General features: G+C 55.2%; 18 protein-coding genes. 9 read left to right on the top strand and 9 right to left on the bottom strand.

The window, feature by feature from the left end; genetic code table 11:
• The first annotated feature begins 29 nt into the window (after positions 1–29).
• The 5 genes from ACTF5M_RS04430 to ACTF5M_RS04410 all read left to right on the top strand — a co-directional run bounded on the left by ACTF5M_RS04430 (position 30) and on the right by ACTF5M_RS04410 (position 4,739).
• Entirely contained in the window at positions 30–905 is an 876-nt protein-coding gene (locus tag ACTF5M_RS04430; protein WP_438959867.1) for a lysostaphin resistance A-like protein, read from the top strand.
• A gap of 55 nt (positions 906–960) precedes the next feature.
• On the top strand, positions 961–1,872 hold the full coding sequence (gene accD, locus ACTF5M_RS04425) for an acetyl-CoA carboxylase, carboxyltransferase subunit beta (RefSeq protein ID WP_438959866.1): 912 nt from the start codon (positions 961–963) through the stop codon (positions 1,870–1,872).
• Positions 1,869–3,140 carry a bifunctional folylpolyglutamate synthase/dihydrofolate synthase gene (locus tag ACTF5M_RS04420; protein WP_438959865.1) on the top strand — a complete coding sequence of 424 codons (1,272 nt, stop codon included), beginning with the start codon at positions 1,869–1,871 and terminating at the stop codon, positions 3,138–3,140. Before accD ends, ACTF5M_RS04420 begins: the two co-directional genes overlap by 4 nt.
• 373 nt (positions 3,141–3,513) lie before the next feature.
• Positions 3,514–3,927: a rhodanese-like domain-containing protein gene (locus ACTF5M_RS04415; RefSeq protein ID WP_438959864.1), complete on the top strand. Its 414-nt coding sequence runs from the start codon at positions 3,514–3,516 to the stop codon at positions 3,925–3,927.
• Positions 3,924–4,739 (top strand): LysM peptidoglycan-binding domain-containing protein, encoded by an 816-nt coding sequence (locus tag ACTF5M_RS04410; RefSeq protein WP_438959863.1) that lies wholly within the window; start codon positions 3,924–3,926, stop codon positions 4,737–4,739. The genes ACTF5M_RS04415 and ACTF5M_RS04410 overlap by 4 nt, the downstream gene beginning before the upstream one ends.
• An 88-nt stretch (positions 4,740–4,827) precedes the next feature.
• Here the strand turns inward: ACTF5M_RS04410 and zapE are convergent, their stop codons facing one another.
• Positions 4,828–5,880, bottom strand: a complete 1,053-nt coding sequence (zapE, locus tag ACTF5M_RS04405; RefSeq protein WP_438959862.1) for a cell division protein ZapE — start codon at positions 5,878–5,880, stop codon at positions 4,828–4,830.
• A 57-nt stretch (positions 5,881–5,937) separates the two neighbouring features.
• Here zapE and ACTF5M_RS04400 point away from each other — a divergent pair, with 57 nt between their 5' ends.
• Positions 5,938–6,222: a DUF5665 domain-containing protein gene (locus ACTF5M_RS04400; RefSeq protein ID WP_438959861.1), complete on the top strand. Its 285-nt coding sequence runs from the start codon at positions 5,938–5,940 to the stop codon at positions 6,220–6,222.
• A gap of 52 nt (positions 6,223–6,274) precedes the next feature.
• Entirely contained in the window at positions 6,275–7,519 is a 1,245-nt protein-coding gene (locus ACTF5M_RS04395; protein WP_438959860.1) for an MFS transporter, read from the top strand.
• Positions 7,520–7,530: 11 nt separating this feature from the next.
• On the opposite strand, the gene ACTF5M_RS04390 is transcribed toward ACTF5M_RS04395, so the two are convergent.
• From ACTF5M_RS04390 to ACTF5M_RS04375, 4 genes are read right to left on the bottom strand one after another with little or no spacing between them, the layout of a single operon-like run.
• Positions 7,531–8,151, bottom strand: coding sequence for an HAD family hydrolase (locus tag ACTF5M_RS04390; RefSeq protein ID WP_438959859.1), 621 nt, complete (start codon positions 8,149–8,151; stop codon positions 7,531–7,533).
• A complete protein-coding gene (locus tag ACTF5M_RS04385; RefSeq protein ID WP_438959858.1) occupies positions 8,148–8,615 on the bottom strand; it encodes a YaiI/YqxD family protein in 468 nt (155 codons plus the stop codon). Before ACTF5M_RS04385 ends, ACTF5M_RS04390 begins: the two co-directional genes overlap by 4 nt.
• A complete protein-coding gene (fghA, locus tag ACTF5M_RS04380; RefSeq protein ID WP_438959857.1) occupies positions 8,612–9,436 on the bottom strand; it encodes an S-formylglutathione hydrolase in 825 nt (274 codons plus the stop codon). Before fghA ends, ACTF5M_RS04385 begins: the two co-directional genes overlap by 4 nt.
• A 9-nt stretch (positions 9,437–9,445) precedes the next feature.
• Positions 9,446–10,381, bottom strand: coding sequence for an AEC family transporter (locus tag ACTF5M_RS04375; RefSeq protein ID WP_438959856.1), 936 nt, complete (start codon positions 10,379–10,381; stop codon positions 9,446–9,448).
• A 123-nt stretch (positions 10,382–10,504) separates the two neighbouring features.
• Between ACTF5M_RS04375 and ACTF5M_RS04370 the strand changes: the two genes are divergently transcribed.
• The gene (locus tag ACTF5M_RS04370; protein ID WP_438959855.1) at positions 10,505–11,122 is read left to right on the top strand and encodes a TetR/AcrR family transcriptional regulator; all 618 of its coding nucleotides are present in this window, start codon (positions 10,505–10,507) and stop codon (positions 11,120–11,122) included.
• Between the two features lie 9 nt (positions 11,123–11,131).
• On the opposite strand, the gene ACTF5M_RS04365 is transcribed toward ACTF5M_RS04370, so the two are convergent.
• Positions 11,132–12,244, bottom strand: a complete 1,113-nt coding sequence (locus ACTF5M_RS04365) for an S-(hydroxymethyl)glutathione dehydrogenase/class III alcohol dehydrogenase (protein ID WP_048598444.1) — start codon at positions 12,242–12,244, stop codon at positions 11,132–11,134.
• 306 nt (positions 12,245–12,550) lie between these two features.
• Between ACTF5M_RS04365 and ACTF5M_RS04360 the strand changes: the two genes are divergently transcribed.
• Positions 12,551–12,886 (top strand): DUF2794 domain-containing protein, encoded by a 336-nt coding sequence (locus ACTF5M_RS04360; protein ID WP_438959854.1) that lies wholly within the window; start codon positions 12,551–12,553, stop codon positions 12,884–12,886.
• A 4-nt stretch (positions 12,887–12,890) separates the two neighbouring features.
• Here the strand turns inward: ACTF5M_RS04360 and ACTF5M_RS04355 are convergent, their stop codons facing one another.
• The 3 genes from ACTF5M_RS04355 to ACTF5M_RS04345 all read right to left on the bottom strand — a co-directional run bounded on the left by ACTF5M_RS04355 (position 12,891) and on the right by ACTF5M_RS04345 (position 15,517).
• Positions 12,891–13,622: a C40 family peptidase gene (locus tag ACTF5M_RS04355; protein WP_438959853.1), complete on the bottom strand. Its 732-nt coding sequence runs from the start codon at positions 13,620–13,622 to the stop codon at positions 12,891–12,893.
• Positions 13,623–13,625: 3 nt separating this feature from the next.
• Positions 13,626–15,008: a leucyl aminopeptidase family protein gene (locus ACTF5M_RS04350; protein ID WP_438959852.1), complete on the bottom strand. Its 1,383-nt coding sequence runs from the start codon at positions 15,006–15,008 to the stop codon at positions 13,626–13,628.
• Between the two features lie 155 nt (positions 15,009–15,163).
• The gene (locus ACTF5M_RS04345; protein ID WP_438959851.1) at positions 15,164–15,517 is read right to left on the bottom strand and encodes a hypothetical protein; all 354 of its coding nucleotides are present in this window, start codon (positions 15,515–15,517) and stop codon (positions 15,164–15,166) included.
• Between the last annotated feature and the right edge of the window lie 63 nt (positions 15,518–15,580).

The raw sequence follows: 15,580 nt of genomic DNA, 5'->3' as shown, positions 1-15,580 counted from the left end.
ACAAGTGTGAACGCATCAAAGGTGTCTAAATGTCATACCCGTTTTTCGAAGCCATGATCGCCCCCGCCCGCGCGCAGCCACAAATTTGGCGCATCGCACTGGGCACAATCCTTATCGGGGCCATCTACTTCGCTGGAATTTCAGCATTTTTTGCGGTCATGACGTTTCTTAGCCCGTCACAGACAGTCCTGCTCAACGCCATGAATGGCACCACACCATTCGGCATGATGCTGTTGCTTAGTACCTTCTCATTTATGATTTTGGGGACATGGGCGGCGCTTAAGCTGCATGGCCGCAGCTTTGTCAGCGTTTTGGGGCGCCCAGAAATGTTCCAACGACACTTCAAACGCAGCGTGGGCTTTTTGTTCATCTTGATGGTCGCGCTAATGTTCATGCCCCCTTGGGGCATATTGAGCGAGCTAAACCAACAATATCCAGTGCTAAAATGGGCCGCTTTCCTGATCCCGGCCATCGCGCTGACACTCGTTCAAGTCAGCGCAGAGGAACTGGTCTTTCGGGGTTATTTGCAAAGTCAGCTTGCCGCACGTTTCAAAAGCCCGAGCATCTGGATGCTACTGCCTTCGATTGCATTCGGCCTGCTGCATCATGACCCCGCAACAAACGGCGGAAACGCATGGATGATTACGCTGTGGGCTGTGCTATTTGGTGTAATCGCTGCTGATTTGACGGCTCGCTCTGGCACCCTTGCACCTGCGATCGCCCTGCATTTACTGAACAACCTCAGCGCGCTGCTTGTTGTTGGCCTTCCTGGCGTTTTGTCAGGACTTGCGCTTTACACCCTTCCCTACCGCGCCGATGACCCTGAATTGATGAGCTATATCTGGCTTGATCTGGTCGCGATGGGGCTTGCATGGGCCACGGCACGTTGGGCGATACGCGCCTGATTGCATTTCCTGATCCACGGGCTTATCTGGGAAACGAAGGTAGCAGGGGCTTTCTATGAACTGGATTTCCAATTACGTCCGTCCGACGATTAATTCCATCTTTTCACGCCGTGAGGTTCCCGAGAACCTTTGGCAGAAATGCTCTGAATGCGGCACCATGCTGTTTCACCGTGAGCTGACGGAAAACCTGAACGTCTGCACACAATGTGATCACCACATGGCGATCACCGCGCGCGACCGCTTCCAAGCGTTGTTCGACGGTGGCGTATATCTGGACGTAGCGGTGCCTGAACCACTTGCTGACCCGCTCGAGTTTAAGGACCAGAAACGCTATCCTGACCGCATGAAGGCCGCCATCAAATCAACGGGCGAAAAAGAAGCGATGCTGGTGGCAGTGGGTGAAATCTTGCGCACACCTATCGTTGCCGCCTGTCAGGATTTCTCATTCATGGCTGGCTCAATGGGCATGTATGTGGGCAACGCAATTATCGCGGCCGCCGAACGCGCCGTAAAGCTAAAGCGGCCCCTCGTCCTGTTCTCTGCCGCTGGTGGTGCACGAATGCAGGAAGGCATTTTGTCTTTGATGCAAATGCCGCGCACAACCGTAGCGGTTGAAATGCTCAAAGAGGCAAACCTGCCCTACATCGTTGTTCTGACCCACCCAACGACTGGTGGTGTGACCGCCTCATACGCCATGCTGGGCGATGTGCATATTGCCGAACCAAACGCCCTGATTTGCTTTGCCGGACCCCGCGTGATTGAGCAAACCATCCGCGAAAAACTGCCCGAAGGCTTTCAACGGGCCGAATATCTGCTTGAGCACGGCATGCTTGACCGTGTGACACACCGCTCAAAGCTAAAGTCGGAACTGGTGACAATCATCCGCATGATGATGAAAGACAAACCCGCAATCCACGGCGATTTGCCTGCCCCTGCGGAACAACCAGAAATCACAGACGCGAAATGACAGCCGATACATCGGACGTCATCCTGCAACGGATGATGGCGCTGCACCCCAAGATCATCGATCTGACGCTGAACCGTGTTTGGGCGCTTTTGAGCGCGCTTGATAATCCGCAGAACCACATGCCTCCTGTTATTCATCTGGCTGGCACCAACGGCAAAGGCTCAACCCAAGCGATGATCCGCGCGGGGCTTGAGGGCGCGGGTAAATCCGTGCACGCCTACACATCACCGCATCTGGCACGTTTTCATGAACGCATCCGCCTTGCAGGCGAGCTGATCACAGAAGACGCCCTGACCCAAGTTCTGGACGATTGCTACACCGCCAATAACGGCGCGAATATCACCTATTTCGAGATAACAACTGTTGCCGCCCTACTGGCTTTTTCACGCACAAAAGCAGATTATACGTTGCTTGAAGTCGGCCTTGGCGGGCGGCTTGACGCAACAAATGTGATGGATCCCGCCCTGTCGATCATCACGCCCGTTGACTTGGATCACCAGCAATTTCTTGGGGACACTTTCGGTGCCATCGCAGGTGAAAAAGCAGGCATCATCAAGCCGGGTGTGCCTGTTATTGTTGGCCCTCAGCATGACGAGGCCCTTGATGTGATTGAGGCTAAGGCAAACAGCCTTGGTGCGCCCATGCTAGCACACGGCCAACACTGGCACGTCACCACAGAACGCAGCCGCCTCATTTTCCAAGATGAAAACGGACTGCTGGACCTGCCGATGCCCGCTCTGCCCGGCGCACACCAAGTGCAGAACGCAGGTGCCGCATTGATGGCGCTTCGCCACCTTGGTTTTGGGGAAGATGCCTGCGCCGCAGCGATGGAAAACGTAAGCTGGCCCGCGCGGATGCAGCGCCTGAAAACTGGTCCACTGGTAGAGGCTGCAGGGCGCGCGGAACTTTGGCTTGATGGCGGCCACAACCCTGCCGCGGGCCGTGCGATGGCTGATCTGATCAAGACACTGCCAAACCGTTCAACGCATCTGATATGCGGTATGTTGAACACCAAAGACATCGGTGGATACCTCGCCCCACTGGCGACAGTTGCCCAAAGCCTGACCGCAGTCGACATTCCCGATGAAGTAAACACCCTGCCTGCACAAACTACTGCTGATGCAGCGCAACGTGTTGGTTTTCAGTCAGAAATTGCACCCAATGTGCAGACAGCGATTGAGAATATAACCGCTTCCAAGCCCGATGCACGCATCTTGATCTGCGGGTCGCTTTACCTTGCTGGGGCCATTTTGCGCAGCAACGGCTAAGCCCGACACCACACCATCCACCACATAAAATCCAAAGAGTGCTTCAAAAATCTTTTGACTATTGATTCGTTCTGTCTCTATATGTGGAGGCAGTAGCGATATTCATGGGCCTGACAGCCCCACGCCACAACATGTGGGTGAGTATTGTCCTGCTGGGGGACTTGTTAATGATTCGTAGCCTATTTTCAGGGGCTTTAGTTGGTATTTTGTCGGCGTCCGCTTTGGTCGCCCAAGCACAACAGCCGGAAATGAAACCTCGTTCCGCTTTAACGGCGAGGCTTTCACCATCACGCGCGCCGCTCAGGTCAACGTGAACAAGCTGGTCGCCTTCGCGCGACCAAATCTGTCGTGTGAGGGCAGTTGCCTATCACCTATGTCCGCAGCCGAAGGTGTCACCACCATCGGTGAATTGGACGTGATGAGCTTCATAACCGAACAGATTGCAGCGGGATCAGGGCTTATCCTTGATGCGCGCATGCCTGAAAAACGCGCGGTTGGCTTTATTCCCGCATCTGTCAGTGTGCCGGTGCCCACAATGGCCGCCGACAACCCCTACCGCGTTGATATCTTGCGCGCACTTGGTGCCAAAACAGCCGCAGGCGTGTCTAACTTCAACGGCGCAGTTGAGTTGGTGATCTTCGACGCAGGTCCAGGGACCACAGACGCGCAACGGCTTATCAGCACCCTTTTGGACAGCGGATACCCAGCAGAAAAAGTCAAATATTACCGAGGCGGGATGCAAGTCTGGACAGCTCTCGGCCTGACCACTCAGGAGACACCATCGTGAAAGTTGAGCCCATGACCAGTACTTCCAAAAAGACGCTTCCCCTTGTGCTCGCTATCAGCGGTTTCTCTTTCGTTGTTGGTGGCGCGCTAACGTATCAGGTCGTCAAAATGACGAGCGAACCAACGGTTACCGCCCAAGTCGCATCCGCCTCATCAGGTCTGCCGCTGACGCCAGAAGTCACACGCAACACAAGCGAAACACTTAACAGCTTGAACGTACAATCGGCAGTCAACGCATCGCTTAGCCCGGCGCCCGTGCAAGCAGCCGAGGCCATTGCGGAAGAAAAGGCCCGCAAAGTCCAAGAGGCAGTGGATATCCTGAACGCAAACAAACTACGCATGCTGGAAGAGGGCATCGTGGCGGGCCTCTACTCGGTTGACGAAGATGAGAATAACCGCCTCAAGCTTAACTCAACCAACGCGCCAAGCGCGGTAACAGACGCGCAAAACCTGATCTCTGCGGCTGTGTCCAACGGGGTTTTGGTGCTGCCCAAAGAACTCGGTACAACTGGCGGCGAAGTTGACCCAACGGCCGTATTGTTCAACGTCGTGCAAAAAGCATTGGTCGCCAAAGGTGAGACAGCCGCCGCCGAATTGCAACGCCGCGCGGCCGAAGCCTCGCGCCCCATTGCGCGCGTTGAAAACGGCAACCGCGTCTACACCGTCGTCTCAGGCGATAGCTTGGCCTATATCGCGCTGAAGTTTTACGGCTCCACGACCGATTACCAAACAATCTTCGATGCCAACCGTGACAAGCTCACAACGCCCGATCGCATCTTTATCAGGCAAAAGTTGCGCATCCCAAACGTATAAAAAAAGCAGGCATCTCCAAGCCATTGAGCAAAACTTACAAGGGGTCCTTCGGGGCCCCTTTTTTTGCTCAGCAGGATTTACACACCGCCTACAGACCCCAGCCCACAGATTGCATTTCGCGCAATCGGCTTGCGGTGCGCTCAAACTCAAAAGTCCCCTCGCCCTCAACGTACAGCAACTCAGGCGCCGCCGCTGCCGAGCAAATCAGACGCGTGCCCGCTTCATAAAGTGCATCAATCAACGTCACAAACCGCTTGGCTTCGTTGAAATTTGACCGCCCTAATCGCGGCACATCATCCAGCAGCAAAACCTTCGCAGTCTCTGCCAGCATCAAATAATCCGCCGCCCCAAGGTGCTTGCCGCACAGATCAAAAAACTTCGCCCGCGCTACACCATTATGAAAGCGCGGTATCAGCAGGTCATGGCCCTTCACGCGCAACGTAAGCGGTGCACCGTCACCGTCCGCAAGTGCGGCCCAAGCCGCATCCATCTCGGCGCGCGCTTTTTGATCAACAGGGGTAAAATAAACATCCGACCCCGCAAGGCGGTCTTGGCGGTAATCCGTGGGTGACGCCAATTCATGCACCACCATTTTCTCTTTCAAAAGCCCGATGAACGGCACAAACAGATCACGGTTCAGCCCATGTTTATACAGATCATCCGGCACTCGGTTTGAGGTGGTCACAACAACAACACCTGCCGCGAAAAGTTGCTCAAACAGACGCCCAACAATCATCGCATCAGTGATGTCTGTGATTTGCATTTCATCAAACGCCAAACACCGTACGCTGTCAGAAATAGCATCCGCCACAGGTTTGATCGGGTCATCAACACCGCGCGCCCGCGCTTCGTGAATAGCCCCGTGAATTTCTTGCATGAAAGCGTGAAAATGAACCCGTCGCGCCGGAACGCTCAGCCCGCTGACAAACAAATCCATCAGCATCGACTTCCCACGCCCAACACCGCCCCACAGATAGAGGCCGTGTATAGGATCAGGGGCACGGCGGAAAAAGCCGCGCTTTACAGGCTGTGCCAGCTCGTTCGCAATGCGGTCAAATTCAGGCAACACAGCGGTTTGCGTGTCATCTGGCGTCAGCTCGCCGGCGGCAACGCGGGCGGTATAAATCTCGGATGGAACCATAACGTTTGCCTAGTCGTTCAGTTTTACAAATACCAGAAAAAGACGCATGATTTCGAGATGGATCAAGACATCAAGAAACTGGCCGCCGAGGTCGCTAAACTGAATGGGCACCGCTTTGTGACGATGCACAACTCTGTGCCCAAGATGCTGGCGTTCAATTTTGCGCGCGGGCTGGCCTTTGGTTTAGGGTCCGTTATTGGGGCAACGCTACTGGTTTCTGTGCTTGTCTATTTGCTCAGCCAGATTGATTTCATCCCCATCATCGGTGAATGGGCCACAGTTCTCAGCAACGCTTTGGCAGACATCAACGGTGCGATAGACGAAAACGCTAACGGTCAATGACATAAGCACAATAAGAATTGACCGGTCATTGAACCTGCGCCATCTAAGCGGGATGAAAACATCAAGCGCGCCTCTCATTACGCCAGTCCTCGTTGCGGGCTGCATCATTATCATGGTCAGCTTTGCGATCCGGGCAAGTTTTGGCGTGTTCCAAATTCCCATCGCAGAGGAATTCGGCTGGTTGCGCACCGAGTTCTCTCTCGCGATCGCCATTCAGAACCTTGCGTGGGGCATTGGCCAGCCGATCTTTGGGGCCATCGCTGAAAAGCTAACGGACCGCAAAGCCATTATTTTGGGCGCGCTGACCTATGCAATTGGCCTTTTGTTGTCATCACAAGCCATCACGCCTTTGGGCCACCAAGCCTATGCGTGGCTCGTGGGCTTTGGCATCGCGGGGACAGGTTTCGGCGTCATTCTGGCCGTTGTGGGGCGTGCCGCAAGTGATGAGAACCGCTCTATGGCACTTGCCATTGCCACCGCAGCCGGTAGCGCAGGCCAGATCTTTGGGGCCCCAGTCGCCGAGGCGCTTTTGACAATCATGTCATGGCAAATGGTCTTTATCGTCTTTGCGGGTCTGATCATCAGCACGCTATTGTGCCTACCTTTGATGAACACGGCCGCCCCAGCCAGCAAAGCCGAGCTGGAAGAGTCGATGGGCCAAATCCTGATAAAGGCCTTCAAAGACCCGTCCTATTCACTCATCTTCCTTGGGTTCTTTTCCTGCGGCTATCAGCTTGCCTTCATCACCGCGCACTTCCCCGCAATGATTACCGAAATGTGCGGCCCTATTTTGGCAGGCGGCGTCCTGCATAACATGGGCATCACCACCACCAGCGCACTGGGTGCGATGGCCATCGCGCTGATCGGCGCGGCCAACATTGCGGGCACCCTTTTGGCCGGTTGGGCAGGCAAACGTTACTCCAAGAAATACCTGCTGGCGGGTATCTACACAGGCCGGACACTCGTGGCGGCTGTGTTTATCCTGATGCCGATCACGCCCACAACAGTGATCTTGTTCTCGCTTGCGATGGGCTCATTATGGCTGGCCACAGTGCCACTGACCAGCGGCCTTGTCGCGCATATTTACGGCCTGCGCTACATGGGCACGCTCTATGGCATCGTCTTTTTCAGCCATCAACTGGGCAGCTTTCTTGGCGTTTGGCTGGGCGGTAAAATGTACGATATCTACGGTGATTATAACATGGTCTGGTGGGTCGGCGTGGGTGTGGGCGCGTTCAGTGCAATCGTGCATCTGCCCATCAAAGAGCGCCCGTTACCGGCAGCCGTGGCAAGCTAAGGCCACTTAGGCTACACGGCCTTCTCTGCGCTCAACAAGCCTTCGGCCACCAGTCGATCAGCCCATCCTTGCGGGCCTTCAAACAGGTGCGTTTGCCATCCGCGTGAAGCAGCCATTGCGATGTTATCCGCGCGGTCATCCGTAAAGAGCAACCCTTCAGGCGCGACACCGCAGTCATCTTCCATCATCTGATAAATCTGTGGTTCTGGCTTGATACAGCGCATGTGGCCACTAACATATTGGCGATCGAAATTTGTCAAAAACGGATAATGCGTCTGCGCGTAAGCAAAGCTCTCAATACCGAAGTTGGTCAGCGAAAAAACTGGAACCCCTTTAGAACGCAGTGCGGTTTGCAAGCGGACGGAATGCTCAATCACCGGCGCGGCCATCTCGATCCACCGATCATGCCAGATACGGATTTCATCACGCCACTGCGGCGTTTTTTCAGCCTGCGCATAGATCACATCGCGAAAGCCCTCGCCACGGTCAACGCGGTCGTTCATGCCGTGCAGATCTACTTCTGCAAACATCGCTTCGCGGCGCTCCTGACCAATTACACTGTCAAAAAAGCGTTCCGGGTGCCATTCAATAAGCACGTTGCCGATGTCAAAAACCACTGCCTGAACACTCATGGTGCTGTTCCTTTTTCTGCGTCTGATTTGGCAAAGCGCACCACGCGCTCAAGCCCGTCTAAAAATCGCGATCTGTCGGCCTTGGAAAACGGTCGCCCGCCCCCTTGACGAAACGGGTCCGCACTACGCAAATCCTGCATCAAGTCCCGGGTCGCCAAAACCTGTCCGATATTGCGCGCGTCCAGAATTTCACCGTTATGTTTGATCACGCGGGCCCCTGCCTCTACGCATTTAGCCGCCAGCGGAATGTCACCGGTGATCACTACGTCACCGGCTTTGGCGCGATCTGCGATCCACATATCCGCAACATCCGGTCCGTCCGGCACGATAATGTTTTCTACCAACGGGTTCTGGGATGGGCGCAATCCGCCGTTGCTCACGACAAAAAGGGTAAGCCTATGCCGCGTCGCCACGCGCTCTGCCTCGGCTTTGACGGGACAGGCATCTGCATCAACGTAAATCACCCGTGCAGTGCCTCTGCGTGAAAGGCGATGTGATCGGCCATAAACGTCGAGACAAAATAATAACTGTGATCATACCCTTTCTGCATCCGAAATTCACCCGCTTGGCGGCGCGCTGTCATTGCGTGGGCTAGGCTTTCGGGGCGCAGCAAATCAAGAAACTGATCTTCAGTACCTTGGTCAATCAACACAGGGCCGGCAAACCCGCGTTCAGCCATCAGCAAGCTGGCATCGTGATTGGCCCATTCGGTTTGCGGCAAATATGCGCCAAGCTGCTTTATGCCCCAGTCGCTTTGGGTTGGGTTAGCAATGGGGGCAAACGCCGAAACCGCGCGGTAGCGTTCGGGCATATGCATCGCCAAGGTCAACGCGCCATGCCCACCCATGGAATGGCCCGTGATGCTCTGACGCTCAAGATCAACAGGCAGTTCAGCCAGAGCGCCGTGTAAATCTTTGGTGATATAATCCCACATCTTGAAGTGCGACAACCACGGCGCGTTTTGCGCATTCACGTAAAAGCCCGCCCCTTGCCCAAGGTCATATGCCTCGTCATCTGGCACGCCCTCGCCACGGGGCGACGTATCGGGGAAAAGTACTGCAATGCCTTCCTCAGCGGCCCATCTTTGCGCGCCGGATTTTTCCATAGCATTGGCATGGGTGCACGTCAGACCCGACAAATATGTCAGCAAAGGCACAGGGCCAAACGCGGCTTCTGCGGGCAGATAAAGCCCAAACGTCATGTCGCAATCACATGCCTCAGAACGGTGGGAATACACACGTTGCACGCCATCGAATGCACGGTTTTCAGAGATCAGTTTTAACACGGCAATTCCTCACAAAAGAGTTTTCGTAACCCACGCGATCACCACTGAAAGGCTGACCACAGAAACCACGGTTGAGACAAAAATACTGGCCGAAGCCCGCGATGGTGCGACATCATAATGCCGCGCGATGATGTACACATTGCCCGCCACCGGAAGCGCCGCTGTCGCGATCATCACAGCTGCCGAATACGAATCGACCGTAAAGACAAACAAGGCAAGCGCGCCCACGGCTAAGGGGTGCAGGACAAGTTTACAGAAAGTTAACCACCCCGCGACACTGATCCGTTCCGCAGATTTATCCGCCAAGGACGCACCAATCGCAAAGAGCGCACCAGGCGTGGCAGCTGCACCCAAGATGCCCAGAAATTCGTTCACAGGTGCGGGCAGCGGCTGATCCGTTGCCGACCAACATAGCCCCAAAACGATGGATACAATCATCGGGTTCTTCACAAGACCAATCGCAATGCTTCGCAAAATTCCAAGCGACATCCGCCCATCACGCGCACCGGTGATCAAGATGACGATCACCGATCCAAACACAATTAGATCAACCGCCAACACCAACATCACAGGTCCAACGGAACGTTCTCCAAACAACAAAATCAGCATTGGAATACCCAAGAAACCAACGTTGCCGATAACGGCGCATTGCGCCTCAAGCGCGCCTTCAAGGATACCGCGCTTGCGAATCAAGGCCACAACAGTTGCCAATAAGTATAACGCTAGGGAGCCCAAAAGATATGCCCACACAAGCGGCCAATCGATAACTTCTGCAAGACTAAGGTTGGCTGAAAAGCGGAACAGCATGGCCGATAGGGCGAAGTAAAAGACGAACTTGGTCAGATATCCCGTGGCCTCAGGCGGAAAGAACCCCCGCCGCGCCGCGCCATACCCAAGCGCGATCAACGCGAAAAAGGGTAAAGTTTTCAGAAATATATCCACCATATCAAATCGCTAGCACGCAACGACCGAGCGGGGAAGAGCGGCGTTCACCCAAATGTCTGCTTGGACAAACTAAACGAACCAGTTTATGTATTGGCTTCTGAATTTATCGCTTGGGTGGGTTTTATGAACGCCGAACTGCCGGTCATCAAAAAGGGTCGCAAGTTTGATCAAGTGATCAACGGCGCAACACGTGTGTTCATGCGCGATGGCTTTGACGGCGCCAGCGTGGATGACATCGCCCGCGAAGCCAAAGTCTCCAAGGCTACTTTATACAGCTACTTCACCGACAAACGCGTTCTGTTCATGGAAGTCGCGCGGACCGAATGTACGCGCCAAGCAGACGCAGCACTTGATGAAATCAACATGGCGCTGCCGCCACGCGACGTTTTGCGCAAAGCGTGTAAATCCATGATGCGTTTCTTTTATTCGGATTTTGGCGTGAATGTCTTTCGCATTGCCGTCGCTGAAAGCAGTCGCTTTCCCGAACTGGGGCGCGCGTTTTACCTCAACGGTCCAATGGAAGCGCGCAAACGGTTGATCACGTATCTCAACGCGGCGATTGCCAAGGGGGATCTGGTGATTGACGATATTGACATGGCCGCGGATCAACTGCCGCAACTGTGCAAAGCGGACCTGCACGAGAAACTGATATTCGGCATCCAAGACGGGTTTACCGAGGAAGAGATCGACCGCATTGCAACTGCTGCGGTCGATCTGTTTTTGTCACGCTACGGCGCGTAAACGCAGCGCTTAATACACCACTACCGAACGGATCGACTTGCCCTGATGCATCAGGTCAAACCCGTGGTTAATGTCATCAAGCCCCATTGTGTGCGTAATCATTGGATCGATCTCGATCTTGCCGTCCATGTACCAATCAACGATCTGCGGCACATCTGTGCGACCGCGTGCGCCGCCAAAGGCCGTGCCACGCCATGACCGGCCTGTGACCAATTGGAACGGACGGGTGCTGATTTCTGCGCCGGCGGGTGCAACACCAATGATGATGCTTTCACCCCATCCTTTGTGTGCAGATTCCAACGCCGTGCGCATTACATCCACGTTGCCCGTTGCATCAAACGTGTAGTCCGCGCCGCCCTTGGTCAGCGCCACAAGATAGGCCACCAAGTCACCATCGACTTCTTTGGGGTTCACAAAGTCAGTCATCCCAAAACGGGTGGCCATCTCAACTTTGCTGGGGTTGATATCAACGCCCACAATCTGATCCGCACCTGCAAGCCGCAGCCCTTGGATCACGTTCAGACCAATGCCGCCCAACCCAAAGACAATCGCACGGCTGCCAATCTCCGCTTTGGCCGTGTTAATGACCGCCCCGATGCCCGTTGTGACACCGCAGCCAATGTAGCAAATCTTATCAAACGGCGCGTCTTTGCGTACTTTGGCCAGTGCAATTTCCGGCACAACCGTATGGTTAGCGAAAGTCGAACAGCCCATATAGTGCAAAATTGGATCACCATCGAGCGTGGTAAAACGACTGGTCCCATCGGGCATAAGGCCCTGACCTTGGGTGCTACGAATGGACTGGCACAAGTTAGTCTTGGGGTTGAGGCAATATTCGCACGTCCGGCATTCGGGCGTATAAAGTGGGATCACGTGATCGCCCTTCTTAAGCGAGGTCACATCAGGACCCACGTCCACAACAACACCCGCCCCTTCGTGGCCCAAAATCGCGGGGAAAAGCCCCTCAGGATCGGCACCAGACAGAGTAAATTCATCTGTGTGACAAATGCCAGTGGCCTTAATTTCAACCACAACCTCACCGGACCGTGGGCCCGCCAAGTTTACTTCCATCACTTCTAAGGGCTTGCCCGCTTGGGTCGCTACCGCAGCACGCGTACGCATAATCCAACTCTCCGATCATTGCTTATTTGCCCTGACACTAGGCGCGCCAAGCGGCCCAATGCAATGCGCAATAGATTGTTGCGGGCTAACTAAAACATATCGGTTGGGCGCTGATAGCTAGGGTTGTCGACGTAAACGCATGGGCCTTGGTAATGGATAAAGTGGGGGCTCGGACCATTGCTATGGGCACACGCGTTTACGCCGTACGGGCGCTAGGTTCGGGGCACAAAAGGGCGAGACAAAGAACACAGCTAGACATTTTTGTGACCGCCTTGATTTTCCGCCCCATCAACGCAACTGTTGGGCATGACTTCAGCAACGCCAATAACCCGCGTCACCGAGCAAGACGTGATGTTTCACCGCCTCGAGCTTAACATGATCCTGTCGCTCTATGGGCGCATGGTCGCTGCTGGTGAGTGGCGCGACTACGGCATTTCCGCCATGCGCGATGTTGCCATTTTTTCCGTATTCAAACGCACCGCAGAGCAACCGCTTTACCGTATTGAAAAGCGCCCAAAGCTGCGCCTGAAGCAAGGGATGTATTCCGTTATTGGAATGGATGGGCAAATCCTGAAACGCGGCCACGAGCTTAAGTCCGTTTTGCACGTTCTTGAACGTAAACTAATCCGCGCGGTGACCTAAGCGATCAAAGCCTGCGACGCGTTGTGACCGGCCCGTCCCCTTGGACCTCAATCCGCGTGATGGCTGCTGCGACGCTCTCGTAAACTGTTGCCATGTGATGCGCATTGGCGTGGATCAATGTCTCGGCATCGACCATCATGGCAACGTGGCCTTTCCAGAACAACAAATCTCCGCGCAGAAAAGGCGCGTCCAGCGCAATCTGTGCGCCGATCATTTGTTCTTGATCACCGCTGTCGCCCGCACACGCCTCACCGCACGCCAAAAGTGCCGCTTGAACAAGCCCTGAACAATCAATCCCAGCACTCGAATTACCGCCCCAAAGATAAGGCGTGCCAAAGAAAATCTGCGCAATTGTAACGGGGTCGCTGAAGCGCTGCTCAATTTGACGAAGATGCTTTTTGGGGATAAAGCCCACAGATGTCTCAAAGAACTTCTTACGCTCATCCACAACTTGCACCCTTGCGCCAAAACTTAACGCGTGCCGCTCGGATGATTTAAAGCTTTCGGTGCTATAGGCGTGGGTCGCACAGCTGGCGACCATGTGCGTGGGCGCGTTCTGCTCTGCAATCAGCCCGTCGGCGACATAACCGATGTAGCTGTCCTTAACCGATTGGACATAATGAAACCCATCGCCGCTTTGCAACGATCGCACCTCATCGCCCATCAACAGCTGTCGATCCCGTCGCCCATCAGGGCTTCGCAGCAGATCGGCGACAGGGGCATTAACGCACAACACCGCTTACAGCCCCAGAATTTTCGGAAGCGCCTCAAGAAGGGCGCGCGCACCTTGGCCAACACCACCTTTGGCCCTCGCGGGGGCCGCAGATGGCTGCCAGCCGTAGATATCAAAGTGGCTATACGGCGCACTTTTGACGAACCGGCGCAGAAACAATGCCGCCGTAATCGCACCCGCGAACCCACCCTTTGGGGCGTTATCCAGATCTGCGATCCCCGGTTCGATCATCGCCTCGTAAGGATCCCAGAACGGCATGCGCCAAACCGGATCATCAACGTGGCTACCTGCTTGGCTAAGCGTCTGCGCAACACTGTCGTCATCCGTAAAGAACGGCGCCAAGTCAGGACCAACCGCGACCCGCGCAGCCCCCGTCAGCGTTGCCATAGAAATAATCATATCAGGGTTGTCTTCATCGGCGAAAGCAAGCGCGTCGGCCAATACCAAGCGGCCTTCTGCATCGGTGTTGTTAATCTCAACAGTCAGCCCATTGCGCGCCGTCAGAATATCTTGCGGGCGGAACGCGTTGCCGCTGATGCTGTTTTCAACCGCAGGGATCAGCACCCGAAGCTGCACCTTTAGGCCCGTCGCCATGATCATATGCGCAAGGCCCAGCACTGTCGCACTGCCGCCCATATCCTTTTTCATCAAACCCATGCTGCCGCCGGGTTTAATGTTCAGCCCGCCCGTATCAAAGCACACTCCCTTGCCAACAAGCGTCAGCTTTGGCCCTGCATCGCCCCATTTCATATCGATCAAACGCGGCGCACTTGCGCTGGCGCGGCCAACCGCGTGGATCATCGGGAAGTTCTGCTCAATCAGCGCATAGCCCGTGGTGACATTGATCGACGCGCCATGAGTTTGGGCCAATTCGCGCGCTGCCGCTTCAAGATGTTCCGGCCCCATGTCTGCCGTTGGCGTGTTGATCAGATCGCGGGTCAAACATTCACCTGCAGCAATTGCCTCAACGCGGGCTGCATCAACACCCGCTGGCGCCACAAGCTGCGCACGGGCCTCCGCCCCAACCGCGTACCGCGTAAACCGGTAGCTGCCCAACAACCAACCAAGAGCAAAGGTTTCTGCCGCTTGGCCTTCCAGTGCACTGGCCAGTGCATAGACACCTTCGGGCAAGGCAACCGGCAACGCACCAGACACGAACCGGTTGCGCGCACGATCCACTTTCGTCCCTGCACCCACCGCCGCAGATGCCACACCGCCCAGCGCGCTCGGGAACGTAATGACCTGCCCGTAAGCCGCACTAAACCCTTGGACTTTTGCCCATGATTGCTCAGTCTCGGACAGGCCCTGCATCCACTCGGCCAGCTGATCGGCCTCAACAACATAAAGCGCAATCGCATCATCGGTGGCGGCAGAAAAACTAGGCGACATGGAAACATCCTTTTGAGATAGCTGTGCAATTTCCGCCAGCCTATCCTAGTGCCGCGCACCCGCAAGGGCACGCGTGCACCAAACCTCCTATTCTGCAGCTTCTATGCGCCGGGTCTAATGCGTGCCAGGTCTAAGTCAGAAGTCGCACATCACCTTCAAAACGACACGTCCTGCAGTTCCCAGACTGCAGATAATGATGCCTCAGCCACGCGCTGCATACGGGTCACTGCGGCCACAATCGCCACACCGTCCCCGCCCCGCGCGGCATCAACCACAGCAAGACACGCCGTAGACAGTTCAAGAAGGCCAATTTGCTCAGCGATGCTGACGATGCTTTTGGCGGTTTTCATCAATGCGGCGTGTTCACCATCAAGCATATGCTGATGGGCACGGGCCACGCGGGCTGCCAATTCCTCAAGCGCGCGGCACACGACCCCCTTCGGCCCCTTGCTGCCCAAGCTCCGCGTAAAGCTGTGCCAAACAGTCACGGTCCAAGGTTGCGCGATCACGCATGTCTAGTCTTGTTATCTTTTCCACCATTTCACCCTAATTTACGTCTCACACCCCCGCGT

The sequence above is a fragment of the Nereida sp. genome (assembly GCF_965655635.1).
GTDB lineage: Bacteria > Pseudomonadota > Alphaproteobacteria > Rhodobacterales > Rhodobacteraceae > Nereida.
This window is presented reverse-complemented; position numbering and strand designations above follow the sequence as displayed.